Origin of the sequence: Acinetobacter sp. NIPH 2100 (assembly GCF_000369805.1) — a bacterium.
Classification (GTDB): Bacteria; Pseudomonadota; Gammaproteobacteria; order Pseudomonadales; family Moraxellaceae; genus Acinetobacter.
Genome location: NZ_KB850224.1, coordinates 1,593,078 through 1,610,712 on the forward strand (window position 1 = coordinate 1,593,078; position 17,635 = coordinate 1,610,712).

The window sequence follows — 17,635 nt, forward strand, 5'->3', positions numbered from 1 at the left end:
TTAGCGTTTTTGTACACGTACAGAACGGAATGCTAATAATTGTTCATGGCTTGCCCAGCCTGCTTTTTCAAGATCGGTTAGTGGCTCGACTCTGCTTTCTAATAAGTTGGTTGCATATTCTGCTGCTGTTTTTAATTGGCCTGCGATCAAAGTTTCAACATAAAGATATTCAGGAATATCAGGATCATCTTTTAAACCTTCGCGTACTTCAACAATACCAAGCTCATTGAAATGCGCAATCATACGCATCATCACTTCTGCCGTATCTGCATTTTGGATGGCACGTAACCAGCTACGACGTTGATTAAAGGCGGCAATACGTTCTTCTCGTGGTAGGTCTAAGTTAATCACTTTTTGATAGTCTTGCTCGGTTAGGACATGATTTGGAACACGGGCTGCCCAAAATGTTGGAAGGTATGGGTCGAAATCAGGGTCATAACCTGAGCGACAGAATGCTGTATCACCTTGCCATGGAATCGCCATCCAACGGGTAATGCTACCCGGTATTTGAGCATATAAAGGCCCATCTACTTGTTGAACTTTGACAGGTGTCATGGTGGCACCATAATCAGGTTCAGGATCCGAGTTGGAACGTAGTCGGATTCGAAAAGGTGAACTATACATACTGGCATGACGCATGGGCCATGTCATTTCACAACCAGGATGGAAAGTATCGGCTAAGCAATAATGTAGGGCTGCTTGATCTAATGTATGTGGTTGCTCTTGTAGCGGAACTTGATCTAATGAGCTTGGTAATTTAATTTCTTCATTTGACCAGTCATCAATAAAATTTCCTTCTACCCAATGACGGAGTAAGCCTTCTTGTAAACCTGTCATGGTGAGCATATTGCCAGTTCCATTTTCTGAAAAACTGCCAAACGCATCGCCATAAATCCAAGGCCAGATATGTGGCCATTGTACTGGCTCGGCGACTATCGGTTTTGATGTTCTAAAATTGTGGAAGATTGCACGTCGTAGCTCACTATACGGATCAGCTAAGGTTTTATCTTTGACTTTATAAGAAAGTTTGGCAAGCAATACTGGGTTGCTAAAATCCATAGGACAACCTTTAGCGAAATAGGCTGCAAAACCTTTATTGACCCACTGTAAGCCGCCTAGGCGCTTTAATAGTGGCCATATATCTTTGGTAAAAGAGGGCTTTTCTGGCATGACCATCCAGCCTGCATTGACATAGACATCACACATGAGATCGTACATCGTCCGCCAACTGACTACATCAGGCGCATAATTAGGTGGAGTAACGACAACCCATGCTGATTCAACAGGAATGGCAATTCCATTTATCGATACGCTTGCTGTGACTGGACCATCAGATGTGTCGTCATACCAATCATCAGCATTATTAAAGCTTGGTGGGTTATCTGGATCATAGACAGGGGCTTGGGTAGGTGAAGCTGATTTTCCATGTCCTCCCAAAAACAATAAACGCCCATTTTCATCCGTTTGGATTTCACCTAAAGGTACCGTGATGGCTTGATCCGCTGCTGCCTGAAAAGTTCCTGTATCAAAACGATGTTCAGCACCACCTGCAATATTGCGGCCACAAATACTTCGTGGACCAGGATCAATGGCTAACTTATGACGGTTTATTGGCCTAACTTTTGGGTTGCGTAATGTAAAAGCATTGTCTGGTGCATTTACTGCCTCTGGGATATCAAGTGCATATTGAAATTGATACCATTCAGCTTTACGGTTGGCCACATGAACAGTCCAGACAATATCTGCATTGTCAGGGCTAAGTTCTCGAACCACGTCTCCAGCAGCGTTATAACCATAGATACGGAATCGGGCAGCTTGTCTTTTTATTGCCCCCGTTGCATCTCTATAACTATTAGGCTGTTGATTTAGGTCCGCAGGCGCATCTACAACTTCTGGACCAATAAAGAACTCATTTTCACTATCACCTACACGTGCAATACCAATCGCTGGATGAATTGCTGCACGTACAATTTGGGTATCAATGCAAGCAGCAGGTGAAATAAGCGGACGAGGAGTGTCTGGTTCACCTAAGGGAACACCATTTACATTACGGCGTAATTCAGCAGATGCAGCGTAAACAACACGTCGTGCGTCTGCAATCGAACCTACTGGAGCATGTTCGGCGGTGACTCGCCAAATATTCATGGATAAGTTTTCACCGTATTGGGCTTGTCCACGAGCAGAGATATCTTGAATAGGAATAATAATATCAGCGATATGTATTGGTGGACTTAGATCTTCTGGCCAGACCACAGTTGCTTCATCTAGCGGCATTGTTTCAGGGTTGGTTCTGAGTTGGATCATGAAGCGGAAACGTGCTTCTGACTTTTTTAGGCGCGTGATTAAATCTGTAGCTAAATAAGAAGGGTCATTGGGCGAGTGCTGAGGTGGATCAAGATAAAAGTCAGGTTCTAATTTATATTTTACATATTCATTTTGACCAAATTGAAATGGTAAACCGCTCCAATAAGTCGAAGCCAAAACACTGGCAACGGGTTTTGCCATCACATCCAACAATTCTGAAGTTTTGGGATGTGCTTTTAAATAAGGATCGTAATTACCATCGACAACACCTGCTTTGGTAAATTCACACATGTCTTTGGCCGTGTCAACGAAAAAGGAATCGAAGTTTTGTAGGATAAAATCAAAGGTATCAGCATCAGGATTCCCTAGTATTTTCTCACCAGCGACATCAAATAATTTAATGCCAATACCCAACGTAGATTTGAAATCTGTATTTGTGGGCGTTGTATCTGATGAGAAGCGAATCCACGTCGGGTAACTTTTGCCAATATTTGCAAATAGCCCGACACGTAACTTTTCAGGCAAATCATCACGGACAATGAACTCGGCAGCGGCAATCCCGTGAGGTTTGAGAAAAACTGGCCGCATAGCAGGGCATTGGCCTTTACCAATTCTGCCAGCTTGAACCATGTCGACAAACATTGCTTTCAAAGATTCAATTGGATCTTTTGTGCAATCAACGCAGGTGCTATTGTTTTGTGAATCGGATTTCAAGTGATCCATTTTTATTCCTTATTATTTTAAAGTGTTTTTATTTTCATCAATTAAAAACTATAGAAAATGATTCGGCTGGTCAATATATAGCCATGTTTAATTGGGAAATAATTTAAATATAGTTTTAGTTTTTCTAATTTTTGTTTTATCTTTTCTTAAATAATATTATTTATAATAAAATTATCTTAACTTTATTTTAATTAAATTTTAAATAAAATGTGATCCATTAATCGAAATTTGGTGGTTTTAGCAATTGATTTGATTTGTAAATAATTTAAGTTGATTATGTGAACTAATCTAATTTAAGTGTAAATTAGTTCACATACAGGATAATAAAATAATAACTAGTAGTAGTTTGCAGTAATGACAGCACTTTTTTGATCAGAAAGCTGCTCGAAGCTAATATCTGTAGTCGTATTTTTTTGTGTTTGGATATTTAAGTCATTGATTGAAATAGATTGTGTGTCGATCTTATCGCGTATAACGTTCAGCTGCTGACAGTCATTGTTTTGATGCTGCTGCGAACAGGTATCTTCTACAATACTTCCATTCAATTGGATGGTGCTTGCTGAATAACTTACCGAAGCAAACGCCATTAATGATAAAAGTAGGGCAGATTTATAAATTTTTTTATACATGTTTATTGCCTTTTATAAATGTATTAAGCATTAATTAACATGAGTTTTATTATTAAGGCAACATTAATATTAAATATTATTAAAATAGTTTTTTAAAGTGTGATTTGTTTAAAATTTTATTTTAAAATTGATAAATAGTATGTTTATTTTATTTTGTTAATTAAGTCACATATTTTTATCTTAATGGGAATTTATAACCTGACCTGTCTGATATACATTATATAGTTTTTGTCGCATGTTTTTGAAATTCAAATATGGAACTTAGCTATACAGTTGCTACTGGAAAATTATGCTATTTCCATTTTTTAAAAATAAAAAGCCTAATCAAATGATTAGGCTTTGACAGCTTTAAATGAACTAAATTGTGTTACCGCAGATGTCTGTTGCGCCTTGTGGATAGCTGAACTGTAAGGCATTTCGGTCCGTGATCAACTCAGATGAGAACTCTAGTCCTGCGAGTTTGTCTGAGAATTTACCGTCTTTATCTGAACCAACCCAGCTACGGATATCAAAACCTATATTTTTCAATGGGGCAGGGAGTATTCCTTGATACCCCTGATCAACGCCATTGACAATAAAGCCAACCTGTTTGGTATTTTGGTTGATATAGATACCTACGCGATGATATTTGCTTTGATACTCAGTTAATTTATTGTAGTAATAAGCGGTTGAGCTATACTCAGTATTATCGCTATTTTGGTAACCGAGGTTGAATAATACAAATGGCGGATTCTCACCAAAATCTGGATCAGCACTGCCAGCTGCAAATGAATAGAGTGATTTTACGATATAGCCATTATCAGTTTCACCACTGAAGTTGATATCAGTTAAATATGATGAACTAGGTTCGCCATAGTAACCACCGTTAAGTGGAGCTGCAGGAATGTCTATTTGCATTTCTAAAGCAAGAATCCCTGTATTCGGTAAAGGTAGATCACCTGAACTATCGAGAAATGGAGGGAGAAATCCGTCATTGCCGCCCGATGTTTGCAATCTTTTCTTACTTGCTGCCAAGAAGTCAAAATAATTAAGAGTGATATTTTCTTCAGGGTAATGGTCTGTAAAATATGGAGGGGCGACAGTTAAACTAAACTTTTGCCCATTGATTGTAGGGAATACACCCATCAGATAGTTGGGATTCAGACTGTTCCAAGTATCATAATCTTGTTGTGTGGCATCAAAGTTATACTGACAAGTTTGTGGTTGGCTAGAACTACGTAAACTAAAGCTTGTGGATGTTGTTGCTGTTGATTGAGTAGAAGTAGCATTTTGTTGTGAACCATTTTGATTTTCGCCACAGCCGAGTAAGGCTAGGCTAAGTGCAAATATGCTCAGTTTTTTCATGGATTATTCCTCTGGTGTGTTATTTACGTTTTTTATCAAAAATTAAATGTGAGTATTTCTTGAGTTATTGATTTTAAAAATTAATAACTTAATTCTATTTTTTGAGTTTTTATAAAAAAAGACCTCTCGTTTGGGAAGAGGTCTTATAAAAGGTTAATCGTATTGAATGGTCACAGTAGCCATAGCGCGGACTTTACCCGCAGTGACATTGGCTGCAGTTTGATAGTAGCGAGCTGTTAGTGGAACATTGTATTGAACAGTTTGGTTCGATTTCACTGTTCCTAGCTCTAATTTATTACCTAAACCAATCACTTGATTTTTATTTTGATAATTCCATACAAGCTGTACGCCAACACCATTTGCTTTGGTCGAGTTTGGCTCAAGATTCTTTAAAACCTGAGTGTTATTGCCTTCTTGTTGGTAATCAAAGGTTAAACTAATGAGGTTTTTTTCTTCATAACCTGTTGGATTTTCACCACCATTGCAAAGAATATTTAAGTCAAAAGATTGCTCGCCTTGAGTTGAGCCGATACCTTTAAAGCCCGATTTCATCACAGTTGGAAGCTGTACTGCTTTATTAATATCACCTCTCCATTCGCAAGAGGAAGAAGCAATGGTAATTGCATTACCGTAAACAGTACTGGTTAAAAATGGACGGTCATTTCTGTTTCCCGCGTAATAGGTACTATAAACACCGGGCACTAATGTTCCTGAGCCTGTATTTTCTGCCGTCTTCACAATTTCAACAACGAAATAGCCTTCGGCAAGCTTAATACTAGTACTTGGTACAGATCGAGTGTAAGGATAATATCCTGAAAAATTCGTTGCATTAAAAGCTTCTCGGTAAAGACGAATTCCAATTCCTGGGATATTGGTCGAATAAATATTATCGCCGAGTGGGCTAATTGCATAATTTTGTAATAATCGTGCGACCATCATATCGCTACGACTACAACTATATGTTGTTTTATCGTTGGGACGAATCTCGAAAAGAGATTTTACCAAGATTTTACCTACAGGGTCACTTGGTCGAACAACAACACGTCCAACCTGCATAGAAACATCAATAGTGGTGAAGCCTGCGCTAGTTGAACAAGCAGCTTGAGCTGCTGTATTCACACCAAAACCTGCAGCAACTAAGGCACTGCTTAAGAGTAATTTTTTCATTTGCATACGGCCTCAGACATGATCATGCTTTGCTGGTCGTTAGAAAGTTGTGCTGTAACATCATAACTGAAATGGCACTGCTCATTGGCTTCATCGCCCCATTTCACGTACAAATCACCTTTTGGCTCTTGCGTACGTAAATACACCATACTGCCTTGTGCCACGATACCTACAGATTCATCTTTAGTATTAAAGACTTGTGCAGCGAATGGTAAGCTTTCACCCGTTGCTGTTTTGGTATTGATGTAAATGGCATAACCTTTCTTGGTTGAAAAATCAACTTTTGCGATCGCACCAGCAAAAGGCGCGATACGCTGACTGGTTTCTTCTAGTTCAACATTGGTCGACATTTCTTGAGGATCAAGTGTGATGTCATTTAAACGGTACGGTGTTACATACGGGATAACAGCATAACCAGATTTATTCACACTGAGGCCAACGGTGTTGTTGACTTTGGCACCTGCAGCATCTGGCGCATACACAAGTACCATAGTTTGACCTTGTTCAGGACCAAACAGGATGCCATCCGAATGAGCAACAACGCTACCACTAACACTAAGCATCGCTTGTTGATATGAATCAGCAATACTATAAGAACCACCAACCGTCGCAAAGTTTGTACGATAACGACTGTTAACGTTGAAACTCGGGTTCTGTCTGTCTTGATGAGATACAGATGCACCGTAGTTGAAACGATCGCCAACCATACCGCTCATACCGACTGTGCGGTTGTTTTCAGATGCGTTTGCATTGACGTTGACCGAATTCTTTCTGAAATTGATTGGGAAAGAAAGTGTCATCAAATATTCTGTATCACGTGTTTGCGTACTGCTTGAACCGTATTCGATCTGACGATTGGTTGCAGAAAGACCATAGGTTAAGCCATGATAATTGTTGCTATAACCAATTTGATATTGGCGACTGGTCTCATTACGGTTCCAGTAATCATTCCAAGAACCAACCATGTAAATATTACCCCAACCTTCAGGTAAACCTTGGTTTAGGGTGATTTGGAACTCACTACGCTGTTTACCCACAGCAAAGGTATTCACGCCTTTATCTTCAAGATCGCGAATGAGTAGGGCATCACGTAACTTGTAATAGTTCTCAGTCGAGTAACGATACGCTGCCAAAGTTAAGTTGGTGTTGGTCGGTGAAATGAGCTTACTATAACTTAGACGGAAGCTTTGTCCGGATTGAGAACCTTGCTTGTCAAAGTCAGTATTGGACTGGGTAATATCGAATGATACTGCACCAATTGGTGTTGCAACTGCCGCACCTAATAATAAAGCACTATAGTCTTCCGCTAATTGAAAACCTGTATAGCCCGTCAAATAGTTATTAATACCGCGTTGGTATTTACCTTGTGTTACCCACGGCGTTAAATCAATATCACGGTCGCGAAACTCACCCGCAGTGACTGAGTAGCGGCTTAGGCCTGGACGTAGCATTTGCACAACAGATGCATAAGGAACAGCAAGTTTTTGTATTTCGCCATTTGATTCAATAATCGAAACTTCGAGTTCACCACCAAAACCTGTAGGGTAGAGGTCATTAATTTCAAAGCTACCCGGCGCAACCGTGGTTTGATAAATCAACTGACCTTGTTGGCGAACTTCTACTTTGGCGTTGGTTTTTGCGTTACCGCGAATACGTGGCGCATATCCAAGCATACTATTCGGTAGCATACGGTCATCGCTTGAAAAATCTAAACCGCGATAACCAAATGAGTCAAATAACTCACCATTGGTAAAGCTATCACCTAAGGTAACGACTCCTCGATACTGAGGGAAAGCACGCTGTAAATAGGTGCTTGTCGATTCGTAGTTTGATTTCTTTTTAGTTGTTGAATCTAATTCACTTTGAGCACCATCTTGCCATTGCCACTGACCATTGTGGCGAAGTTGCCAACCTGCAATATTGGCGCCCGCAGTAATTGCCATGAAGGCATTGGTGGTTTCTTTATTTTCATTTAAGCGATTAAACGTTTTATAGGCACTACCGCTATACGATAAAAATCCAGCATTGACACCACGATCCCAAATACTCGGATCAACATAGCCTTGTGCATTTTTTTGTAAGGCGATTTGTGGAATCGAAATATCGACACGCAAACGTGACGTGTCGAAATCGTAATAGGCGTTTTCGATCCACTCTTCGATTTTGTAGCAGGCATTCGACGCAGCAGTTTCAGTACGATTGACAAGAACGTCTTGTTTTACGCCATATTCAAGCAATGAGCTAGAAGTGAAACAGGTAAAGGCATTTTTATTTTGTTCAGTTGAACGGAACATCATTCTTCTTTTGCCAAACCAGTTGCCATTGATATAAACGTCAACGTTATATTCACCAGGCAAAACTGGGTTCCCGTATTTAAAACGAGAAATATCGACTTTCTGTGCATCACCGATCAAGAAGACAGAGTCAAATTCTGCTTCCATTGGTGGTGCTTGTTCTGCTGTCTGTTCTACTGCATAAACAGCCATAGGCATCGTAACTGTGACTACCCCAGAAGTAAGGTAATAACAAATACGACGCTTCAAGAATTTAGCTGTTGCATTTTTCTTTGACATAATCCGTTCGCCTATTCAAGGATAGGTACAAAATCACTTATTGAGTGGAAATAAATTTGTTTGTTATTGAAGCTTGATCTGGTGTTCGATACGACCACCGTAATCATTGATATTCACGTAGCTGAGCTTTTCGGTACTACCAGTTTTCAATTGGATCTTGTCCTCTGAAAAAGGTGGTAACATCAAACCTTTAGGCAGCAAGTCAACAGGTTTTCCTGCATTTTGCTGGTACACCGCAGTCATGGTGACGTGAAACGGCGTTGGATTTTTTACAATCAATGTTTGACCGCTTTTAGCCCACTGCAATTTTTCACCAGCAAGATTGGCATCAGCTTTAATGCTTGCTGGACGATAGAAAAATTTAATGCGTGAACGGATCGCAAGCTGTAAAAAATTATCAGGAACAGCATCTTTACTGTTCGCTGTTGGTCTTGGTGGAATATCCAAAACATTCAGCCAAAAAACTGTTTCTTGTTTTTGATTTAATTGAGCTGCATTTGGTAATGCAGTAATACGAAGAGATTGACTCTTCGTTGGATCAACACGTGAAATAGGGGGCGTAATCATAAATGGAACTTTAGACTGATCGGGTGTACTTTTAGCATCACCTTCATCAATCCATGCCTGAACAAGCGATGGCTTAGAACCATTGTTACTGACTTGCAAAGTCACTTCACGAGCATCTGATGGATAAATAACGCGAGTACCATGCAAAATAATTTCTGCATGTGTTTGACTTGCGATTAAAGCCGATGACATCGTTAAACCAAGCAAAAAATTGTAACCGTTCAGTGCCATTTAAATTTACTCTATGATTGCGTGAAGTGTACAACTGCGAATTTCTAGAAACCTAGAAATTCGCACCATTTATCAAAGATTATTGATAAATAATAGTGTACTGAACTGAAGTGTTTACTTCACCAGCAGTAGATGCGCCAGTTGCATAGTATTCAGCATAGTAGTTAAGGTCAGCAGTACCGCCTTCTACAACGTCAACCCATTGTGAGTTCGCTTGAGCACCGTTGCTACCAGCAGCAAGAACTGGGATTACTTGGTTGTTGTTACCTAGTAATTGAACATCAACGTTTTTCGCGCCAGCAGCATTTTGGTTAAGTAAACGGCCAGTATTGAAATCAACAGTTGCACCTGGTTCGAAGTAAGTTGCAACTTTGCCTTCTGAACAGTTACCTAAGTTGATTTGGAATGGTGTACGACCAGCAACAGCACCTGCGTTAGCAAGAGTTTGCTTAGAAACAGTAGGAAGCGTAACAGTAAAGTCTTTACCCGCTGGAGTCACGATGTCACAAGTTTTGTCTGTTACTAGACCATTAATTGTAATCGTTCCATCTGCAGCTTGAGCGTTAGCAATACCAACAACTGAAAGAGTAGCGATCAAAGCAAGTTTTTTCATAATAATTTCTCGAACACATCGGCTAAAAGTTTGAATTAAAATTACTTCTCAGTTGGATTTTTGCGCTGAACAAGTAATGTGCGAAATATATATCAATAGGTTTTAAAAATGCAAACCACGTCACATTTTTATGATGGTTTTTAATCTAATTTTCCGATTGTTTATAAGTTGTTGATATAAAAAGTTTTTACTTTATGTGGAACTTATTTTACCAACTGGTTTGTTTAAAATTGCTTAAGACTGATTGTTTTTTCCTTTCATAAAAAATGGACTATTTGATTATTTTTTGATCAATAATTGGCGGAAATTGTATTTTTATGTGATTTGCTTAACAAAACTGAAAAAATAATTTAGATGAATAATCAAATTTTTAGAATGATTATTAAGTGTGTTTACAAAAAGCTCAAAGTTCTTTTAAGAATGTTTTAAGGTTCAATCCTTAGTTTTTTAGTCATGATTAGATGAAAAAAACGCCGAGAGGAGCTTTCAATGAACATGCTTTATACCCACAAACCAAACTACTATTTCTTTGCACATAAGTTTGTTTTATTCCTAGAAAGTTATTTAAAAAGTCATCCTACGGAACAGCAGACTAGCTTCAACTTACAGACGATCTATGATTTATTCAGCCATGATCGTGCCTCTAGTACGACCAATTTAGAGGGTATCTTAAATATTGCAGATGAATACGTGCTTGAAACAGATGAAGGGCAGCAGTCATTGATCCAGTCTTATCATGTACATTTAGATAACCATGTGCTGACCTTGGCATTTAATACAAAGGCTGTTGAAAGTTTAAAGGCAGGCCAAACGATTGTGAGTCCGCAAGCGGCTTAAATATTTAAAGGTGTATTCTCGTTTTACACACTTAGTGAGTAATGTCCTTTACTAAGTGTTTTTTACAAGCTGCGTTAAAGCCTTTGATCCGTTATGATGTATAGATCCAATGAAGATATACATCGTGTTATGGATAAAGATTTTAAGTCGGAAACCTATACGGTAGATGAAAATATTGCCGATACAGTGTTATGGTTGATGCATCATCAGGATATTTTTGATTCATTTCATTTTGATGTGCATAGCCAAGAACTGTCAGTCACACATGCAGCAGGCGTTGATATCATCCGTATAGGAATGTTTTTAAATGCTGAATATGGCATTTTGGTGACATCAATTTAATCATCTCTAAAGAAAAAGCCTTGTCATGTGACAAGGCTTTTTGGTTTATGCACTCATGGCATCTACGGAAAGTTCAGCAACGGTCGGCTTTGGTTTTTCTGCGGTTAAACCTAATTTGGCAAATAGAACTTGATCTTTACCTTCACCCGCATTTGGCGTGGTAAGTAGTTTATCACCTGAGAAGAGTGAGTTTGCACCCGCCATAAACGCAAGGGCTTGGTCAGAATCACTCAATGATTCACGGCCAGCAGAGAGGCGAACATAGCTGTGTGGCATGATAATACGTGCAACAGCAATGGTACGGATCCATTCAGTCACATCAAGCTTTTCAACATTCGCCAACGGTGTACCTTCAATTGGAACCAACATATTGATTGGTACAGACTCAGGGTGTACTGGCATGGTCGAAAGTTCATGTAACAAGCCAATACGGTCATTACGACTTTCACCTAGGCCTACAATACCGCCACTACATACTTTCATACCTGCTTGACGTACATGATCTAGCGTATCAAGACGATCATCAAAAGTACGGGTACTGATGATATGTGAATAGTATTCACGAGAGGTATCTAAGTTATGGTTGTAATAATCCAGGCCTGCATCTTTTAAACGTTCAGCTTGCGATTGGTTCAGCATACCTAAAGTCATACAGGTTTCTAGGCCTAGTGCTTTAACTTCACGTACCATTTCAAGCACGTAAGGCATATCACGTTCATGTGGGTTACGCCAAGCGGCTCCCATACAAAAGCGTGATGAACCAGACTCTTTCGCTGAGAGTGCTTCACGGATGACTTTATCGACTGCGATACGCTTTTCTGCTTCTAATTTAGAATCGTAACGAGCTGATTGCGAACAATACTTACAGTCTTCTGGACATTTACCCGTTTTAATCGAAAGTAGGGTACTGACCTGAATCGCATTTGCTTGGAAGTGTTGACGATGAACACCTTGTGCTTGAAATACTAAGTCTAAAAAAGGTTGGTCATATAAAGCTTGGATTTCATCACGAGTCCAGTCATTACGTAAAGTCATTGTTATATCCATGATGATTGATTACAGACATTGAGATTCATCATACAGAAATCGTGCCAAAGCCAAAGGGCAAAAAACACCATTTTTCTATTCAGTGTACGTTTATTTGCTGCAATTGCTGTTGAATTGCCCAATCAATATGTACATTGACGATCTCATCGTGCAACGTTTTCGCATCTTGCAATTGAGTGACGATTTCAGCTGAGTATGGAGCATTTCCAAGGCCGATTGCAATATTGCGTTTAAAGGACTGATAACCTGTACGGCGAATTGGGCTGCCTTCAGTATTGGCTAAGAATGTCGCTTCATCCCATTGCCAGATATCCAGTAATCGAATGTTATCTAGACCATGTCTTGGGTCAAAGTCAGGAATTGACGCAGTTTTGGCAAAACCGTTCCATGGGCAAATCAACTGACAATCATCACAGCCAAAAATACGATTGCCGATGCCAGAGCGTAATTCTTCAGGAATGATCCCTTTATATTCAATGGTTAAGTATGCAATACATTTTCTTGCATCTAACATATACGGTTCCACAATTGCCTGTGTCGGACAAATGTCGATACAGGCAGTGCATGAACCGCAATGTGCAGTCGCAGGTTGGTCAAAAGGTAGTTCTAGAGAAGTAAACAGTTCACCTAAAACAAAAAAAGAGCCTGATTTTTTATGGATCAATAAGGTATGTTTACCCGTCCAGCCCATACCTGCACTTTCAGCCAGAGACTTTTCAAAAATAGGTGCCGAGTCGGCAAAAGGACGTGATTCAAAATCACCGACTTTTTCTTTGATACGACTCGCTAAAGTCTTTAACCGCCCACGCATGACTTTATGATAGTCACGTCCACGTGCATAGCGCGCAATAATGGCCGAATTTGGTTCAAATGGTACATAACGGGGCTTGGGCGATGCCACAAGATAGTTCATCCGCACACAAATAATGCTTTTAGTCCCAGGCACCAGCAATGTTGGATCAGCACGTTTTTCTAGGTTTTCCTCTAAATAGTGCATATCTGCATGATAACCCCGTTCTAAATATTCTTTGAAACGAGGCATTTGATCTTGAGCATCTGGTTTGGCAATGACACAATCAGAAAAGCCCAAGTCTAAAGCCTGAGTTTTTATCCATGCTTTAAGCGCCTCAGGATCAAGCTGTTGTAGCTCGATTTTTTGAGACTGTGTTTGAGATAGGGTGCTGGAAGCCATAAACCGATAATAAAGGGGAAAAACATGCAAGGCCTAGTTTACCATAGCCAAAGTATTCAAGCATGGGAGCAACGTTGGTTTGCTCAGCAAAATTCATCTTTAGGGTTAATGCAGCAGGCAGCATGGACAATATCACAGCAACTGGTCGAGCAATTTAAGCAAAACCAAATTCAAAAGATCGCGATTTGGTGCGGGCAAGGCAATAATGCAGGTGATGGATACTATATTGCAGCTTTTCTGAAGCAACAGGGATTTCGCATCACAGTTTATGCAACTGAACTCGGTCAATCTTTAGATTTAAAACAAGCAGCAGATTATGCGCAACAGCATCAAGTGAATATTCAAAGTGTTGATTACCTATTGTCTGAAAATGATGTCCATCAGGAACTCCCCATTTTTGATTGCCATATTGATGCTTTGTTTGGCATCGGATTAAACCGAGTACTTGATCAAAACTGGCAAGGTATTATTCAACTCTTCAATGCACAAACAGGTTTAAAAGTATCAATTGATATTCCAAGTGGTCTGCAAGCCAATACTGGACAAGCCATACCATGTGCCATACAAGCTCAGCATACCTTTACGATTCTCGGCTATAAAGCAGGGCTATTTACTGGGCAGGCGAAGCAATATGTCGGGCAATTACATCTCGTCAGTTTGATTCCAGCAGACGTTGAATTAAAACCACTAGCTCATTTATCGCCTGAAAAAATCGTTTTGCCGAAACGTCAGGCTTTTGGGCATAAAGGCAGTTATGGGCATGTATTGGTTGTTGGTGGACATGCCGATATGGGCGGCGCGGTCATTATGTCGGCTGAAGCTGCTTTCCATGCAGGGGCTGGTAAAGTCAGCGTAGTTTGTCATGCAAAACATCATCAAGCCATCTTGGCGCGCGCACCTAATATTATGGTGCGTGATATTCTTGGCTTAGACCAAGCAGCCATCCAACAACTATTAACAGCAGTCGATGCCGTATGTTTTGGTATGGGCTTAGGGCGGGACGAATGGGCAGAAGCAATTTATCTGCAATGGTTTAATTTGCTCAATCAGAATTCACATTTAGAAGTTGTGCTGGATGCCGATGCACTTTGGTTTTTAGCAAAGAATTCGGAACAACTGGGTGCTCATATCTACGTCACCCCGCATTCAGGTGAAGCCGCAACCTTATTGGGATGTACTGCTGCTGACATTGAGCAAGATCGAATTGCTGCGATTCAGCAACTGCAAGAAAAGTATGCAGGGCAATGGGTATTGAAAGGTGCAGGGAGTTTAATTTTAGAAGATAAATTATTTATCTGTACACAGGGGAATGCAGGCATGGGTACAGGTGGAATGGGAGATGTATTGGCGGGGATGATCGCCAGTTTAAAAGCCCAATTTCATCAGCAAGTTGCATTGCATGAAATCGTGAGTTTACATGCGCGGGCAGGCGATCTTTTAGCTAGGAATGGAGAGAGAGGCTTGCAAGCGCATGACATGGGAAAAATGATTTATCGAGTGGTGAATCAAGAGGACTAACGGCGTCTGCTACTTGAACGACTTCGCCCACGTGCCATACCACCTAGTGCATTGAGTACTGCCATTTTGCTCATACTGCCTGAAGCATGGGCATGGCAAATTGCTGCCGCAAGGGCATCGGCCGCATCTGCTTGCGGTTGTATGGTTAAATTGAGCAAACGCATTACCATTAGCTGTACTTGTTCTTTTTCTGCAGCACCATAACCCACAACAGACTGCTTGATCTGGCGTGCGGTGTACTCTGCAACCTGTAAATCCAGATTGACCAGTGCAGCAATTGCCGCACCACGGGCCTGACCGAGCTTTAAAGCTGAATCGGGGTTTTGCGCCATAAACACTTGCTCTACAGCAGCTTCAGTCGGGCCATGAAATTTAACGATACGTTCGACGCCGGCAAAAATACGCTTCAAACGTTCAGGCATTTCCTGTGTTTCAGTACGAATCGTCCCAGCATCGACAAAACGTAACTTATTGCCATCTTTTTCGATAATTCCGTAACCCGTTATGCGTGAACCGGGGTCAATACCAATAATTAATGACATGAAGTGCTATATGAAAGAAAGGGTGCTGATATTGTTACATAATGGGCTTTTCACTGCATAATATTTTTGTAGAATTTTGAATTATAAAGAAATAGTTGTTTTATTGAACGAATCTTGCGTGATTAGTTCAATATCTAAGTATTTAGCGCTCTGCTACAAGCGTAACTCAGATACATTGGGTGAGCGTGAGTTTTGATCGATTTGTGTGTAATTTAGGCGTTAATTGCTAAATTAAGCGATTTTTATAAAAATAATTTGCATTGTGGGTTAGATGTGCGTATAAAGCTAACTCGTCGGTGCGGGATGGAGCAGTCTGGTAGCTCGTCGGGCTCATAACCCGAAGGTCGTTGGTTCAAATCCAGCTCCCGCTACCAACCGAATTAAATTAGTTATGCTCTGTGATGTATTTAAAGTTACTGTCTAAAAAGAATAGGCAGTAATGAAGTTAGCTGAAATAACCCTAAATAAAGCTAAAAATTATTAGATTCTAGAAATGTAGTTGTTATCTCTCATCTGTCTAGCGTTATAGTAAACAAAATCGATCACTTGAGCTCAGGAATGAGTGATTTTGTGTTAAAAATTATTAATGAATGGCGTGTAGCCAAAGCCAGCAATGGCAACGAAATTTGTGTGAGAATCATCCCATTGAAACGTCAGCAAAATACGTTGAACGGTTCTAAATGGGTAGAGGTTGGAAAGAAAGTACTGTTGGAATCAGGTCAAGAAATTGACTTTAATTTGGACGGGAAAAGCTTCTATACGGATGTTAATCAGCTTTATCGATTAACATAAACAGTTCTTGCACTTGTAGTATCTATCTAATAACGATAGATTGTGTTAGATCATTATTGAAAAATTTTGATCTAACTCATAAATGAACAAAGTTTAAAAGGTTTAAAAGTATGTCTGATACAGTTACTGGTACTGTTAAGTGGTTCAACGAAACTAAAGGTTTTGGTTTCATTCAAGCTGATTCTGGTGAAGATGTTTTCGCTCATTTCAGTGAAATCCAAAGCAAAGGCTTCAAAGTTTTGAATGAAGGCCAACGCGTTTCGTTTGTTCTTGGTCAAGGTAAAAAAGGACCACAAGCAACTCTTATTACTGTTATCTAAGTACTTTAGACCAGTGAAAAAAAAGCTCACAACATGTGGGCTTTTTTTGTGCCTAAAAATACGTGTAAAAAGTATAAAACGAAGCTGGATTATGGGAATATGGTTTGCTATTTGAGGTCAAAATGGCATGAAATAATATGTTAAAATTTTATATAAGCATCAGATTTTATAATTTAAAAGAAAGTCTATAATTTTAAATATATGAAAATTAAAGTAAAAATAAAATATTTAGTCGTCTTTAAGGTCTAGCCTTGTATTGGAATAAAAGGTTTAAATAGAGATTGAGATTGCGTGAAAAATGTAAAGTCGTGTATAGTAAAAGCTAACTAGAAGAATAACGCTGTTGATTCAGAAAATCTTGCATCTCATAGTTGTAGATAAACCTTTCGTTTTATCAGATTTCCTCTCAGAGTTTATGATTCCAAGTTGCTCGCTGTTCAGCGCCCCAAATTTTTTAAAATAGGTTTAAATATATGTCTAATACTGTGACTGGTACAGTTAAGTGGTTCAACGAAACTAAGGGTTTTGGCTTTATTCATGCAGACTCTGGACAAGACGTTTTTGCTCATTTCAGCGAAATCCAAAGCAGTGGTTTCAAAGTTCTACACGAAGGTCAACGCGTGTCTTTTACAATTACTGAAGGTAAAAAAGGCCCTCAAGCAAGTGGTATTACAGTCGTTGCTTAAAACGAAGTACGATATTTAAAGAAAGCTCACTTTGGTGGGCTTTTTTTAGGTCTTCATGTTTGTTTTCTTAAGGCAGGCTCTTTTTTTAATTATTTTGTATTAAGTGTCGATTTTTGTCATAAATTCACCATTTGGTTGAAAAATTGCACTAGCGAGATATACGACTTTTTGCTAATTTATTTCTATTAATTTGTTAGGCAAATTAATC

The 17,635-nt window shown here is 39.5% G+C and carries 16 protein-coding genes and 1 tRNA gene; 7 read left to right on the forward strand and 10 right to left on the reverse strand.

Going from position 1 to position 17,635, the window contains the following annotated elements; translation table 11 throughout:
- The 7 genes from F887_RS10630 to F887_RS10600 form a co-directional block, all read right to left on the reverse strand.
- Positions 1 to 3,027 carry a LodA/GoxA family CTQ-dependent oxidase gene (locus tag F887_RS10630; protein ID WP_005293319.1) on the reverse strand — a complete coding sequence of 1,009 codons (3,027 nt, stop codon included), beginning with the start codon at positions 3,025 to 3,027 and terminating at the stop codon, positions 1 to 3.
- A 335-nt stretch (positions 3,028 to 3,362) separates the two neighbouring features.
- Positions 3,363 to 3,656 (reverse strand): hypothetical protein, encoded by a 294-nt coding sequence (locus F887_RS10625; protein ID WP_005293322.1) that lies wholly within the window; start codon positions 3,654 to 3,656, stop codon positions 3,363 to 3,365.
- Positions 3,657 to 4,013: 357 nt separating this feature from the next.
- Entirely contained in the window at positions 4,014 to 5,000 is a 987-nt protein-coding gene (locus tag F887_RS10620; protein WP_005293324.1) for a DUF4882 family protein, read from the reverse strand.
- 153 nt (positions 5,001 to 5,153) lie between these two features.
- Positions 5,154 to 6,167 (reverse strand): fimbrial protein, encoded by a 1,014-nt coding sequence (locus F887_RS10615; RefSeq protein WP_005293328.1) that lies wholly within the window; start codon positions 6,165 to 6,167, stop codon positions 5,154 to 5,156.
- Positions 6,164 to 8,740: a fimbria/pilus outer membrane usher protein gene (locus tag F887_RS10610; protein ID WP_005293330.1), complete on the reverse strand. Its 2,577-nt coding sequence runs from the start codon at positions 8,738 to 8,740 to the stop codon at positions 6,164 to 6,166. The genes F887_RS10615 and F887_RS10610 overlap by 4 nt, the downstream gene beginning before the upstream one ends.
- 63 nt (positions 8,741 to 8,803) lie before the next feature.
- The gene (locus tag F887_RS10605; RefSeq protein WP_005293333.1) at positions 8,804 to 9,538 is read right to left on the reverse strand and encodes a fimbrial biogenesis chaperone; all 735 of its coding nucleotides are present in this window, start codon (positions 9,536 to 9,538) and stop codon (positions 8,804 to 8,806) included.
- A 79-nt stretch (positions 9,539 to 9,617) separates the two neighbouring features.
- On the reverse strand, positions 9,618 to 10,151 hold the full coding sequence (locus tag F887_RS10600; protein WP_005189351.1) for a fimbrial protein: 534 nt from the start codon (positions 10,149 to 10,151) through the stop codon (positions 9,618 to 9,620).
- A 489-nt stretch (positions 10,152 to 10,640) separates the two neighbouring features.
- Here F887_RS10600 and F887_RS10595 point away from each other — a divergent pair, with 489 nt between their 5' ends.
- Both F887_RS10595 and F887_RS10590 read left to right on the forward strand, forming a co-directional pair.
- Positions 10,641 to 10,988: a hypothetical protein gene (locus F887_RS10595; RefSeq protein ID WP_005189348.1), complete on the forward strand. Its 348-nt coding sequence runs from the start codon at positions 10,641 to 10,643 to the stop codon at positions 10,986 to 10,988.
- 129 nt (positions 10,989 to 11,117) lie between these two features.
- The gene (locus F887_RS10590; RefSeq protein ID WP_032862832.1) at positions 11,118 to 11,330 is read left to right on the forward strand and encodes a hypothetical protein; all 213 of its coding nucleotides are present in this window, start codon (positions 11,118 to 11,120) and stop codon (positions 11,328 to 11,330) included.
- A 45-nt stretch (positions 11,331 to 11,375) separates the two neighbouring features.
- Here the strand turns inward: F887_RS10590 and bioB are convergent, their stop codons facing one another.
- Positions 11,376 to 12,365, reverse strand: coding sequence for a biotin synthase BioB (gene bioB / locus F887_RS10585; RefSeq protein WP_005293339.1), 990 nt, complete (start codon positions 12,363 to 12,365; stop codon positions 11,376 to 11,378).
- A 91-nt stretch (positions 12,366 to 12,456) separates the two neighbouring features.
- Positions 12,457 to 13,569, reverse strand: coding sequence for a tRNA epoxyqueuosine(34) reductase QueG (queG, locus tag F887_RS10580; RefSeq protein WP_005293341.1), 1,113 nt, complete (start codon positions 13,567 to 13,569; stop codon positions 12,457 to 12,459).
- 24 nt (positions 13,570 to 13,593) lie between these two features.
- Between queG and F887_RS10575 the strand changes: the two genes are divergently transcribed.
- The gene (locus F887_RS10575) at positions 13,594 to 15,087 is read left to right on the forward strand and encodes a bifunctional ADP-dependent NAD(P)H-hydrate dehydratase/NAD(P)H-hydrate epimerase (protein ID WP_005293343.1); all 1,494 of its coding nucleotides are present in this window, start codon (positions 13,594 to 13,596) and stop codon (positions 15,085 to 15,087) included.
- Here F887_RS10575 and ruvC read toward each other — a convergent pair.
- Complete coding sequence (ruvC, locus tag F887_RS10570; RefSeq protein WP_005152354.1) at positions 15,084 to 15,629, reverse strand: crossover junction endodeoxyribonuclease RuvC; 546 nt, start codon at positions 15,627 to 15,629, stop codon at positions 15,084 to 15,086. The two genes, F887_RS10575 and ruvC, sit on opposite strands and share 4 nt — an antisense overlap.
- Positions 15,630 to 15,926: 297 nt before the next feature.
- Here ruvC and F887_RS10565 point away from each other — a divergent pair.
- The 4 genes from F887_RS10565 to F887_RS10550 all read left to right on the forward strand — a co-directional run bounded on the left by F887_RS10565 (position 15,927) and on the right by F887_RS10550 (position 17,427).
- A tRNA-Met gene (locus tag F887_RS10565) sits at positions 15,927 to 16,003 on the forward strand.
- A gap of 184 nt (positions 16,004 to 16,187) precedes the next feature.
- Positions 16,188 to 16,421, forward strand: a complete 234-nt coding sequence (locus F887_RS10560; RefSeq protein WP_005152356.1) for a hypothetical protein — start codon at positions 16,188 to 16,190, stop codon at positions 16,419 to 16,421.
- Positions 16,422 to 16,531: 110 nt separating this feature from the next.
- Positions 16,532 to 16,741, forward strand: a complete 210-nt coding sequence (locus F887_RS10555; RefSeq protein ID WP_004653101.1) for a cold-shock protein — start codon at positions 16,532 to 16,534, stop codon at positions 16,739 to 16,741.
- 473 nt (positions 16,742 to 17,214) lie between these two features.
- Positions 17,215 to 17,427: a cold-shock protein gene (locus F887_RS10550; protein ID WP_004807774.1), complete on the forward strand. Its 213-nt coding sequence runs from the start codon at positions 17,215 to 17,217 to the stop codon at positions 17,425 to 17,427.
- Positions 17,428 to 17,635 lie beyond the last annotated feature (208 nt).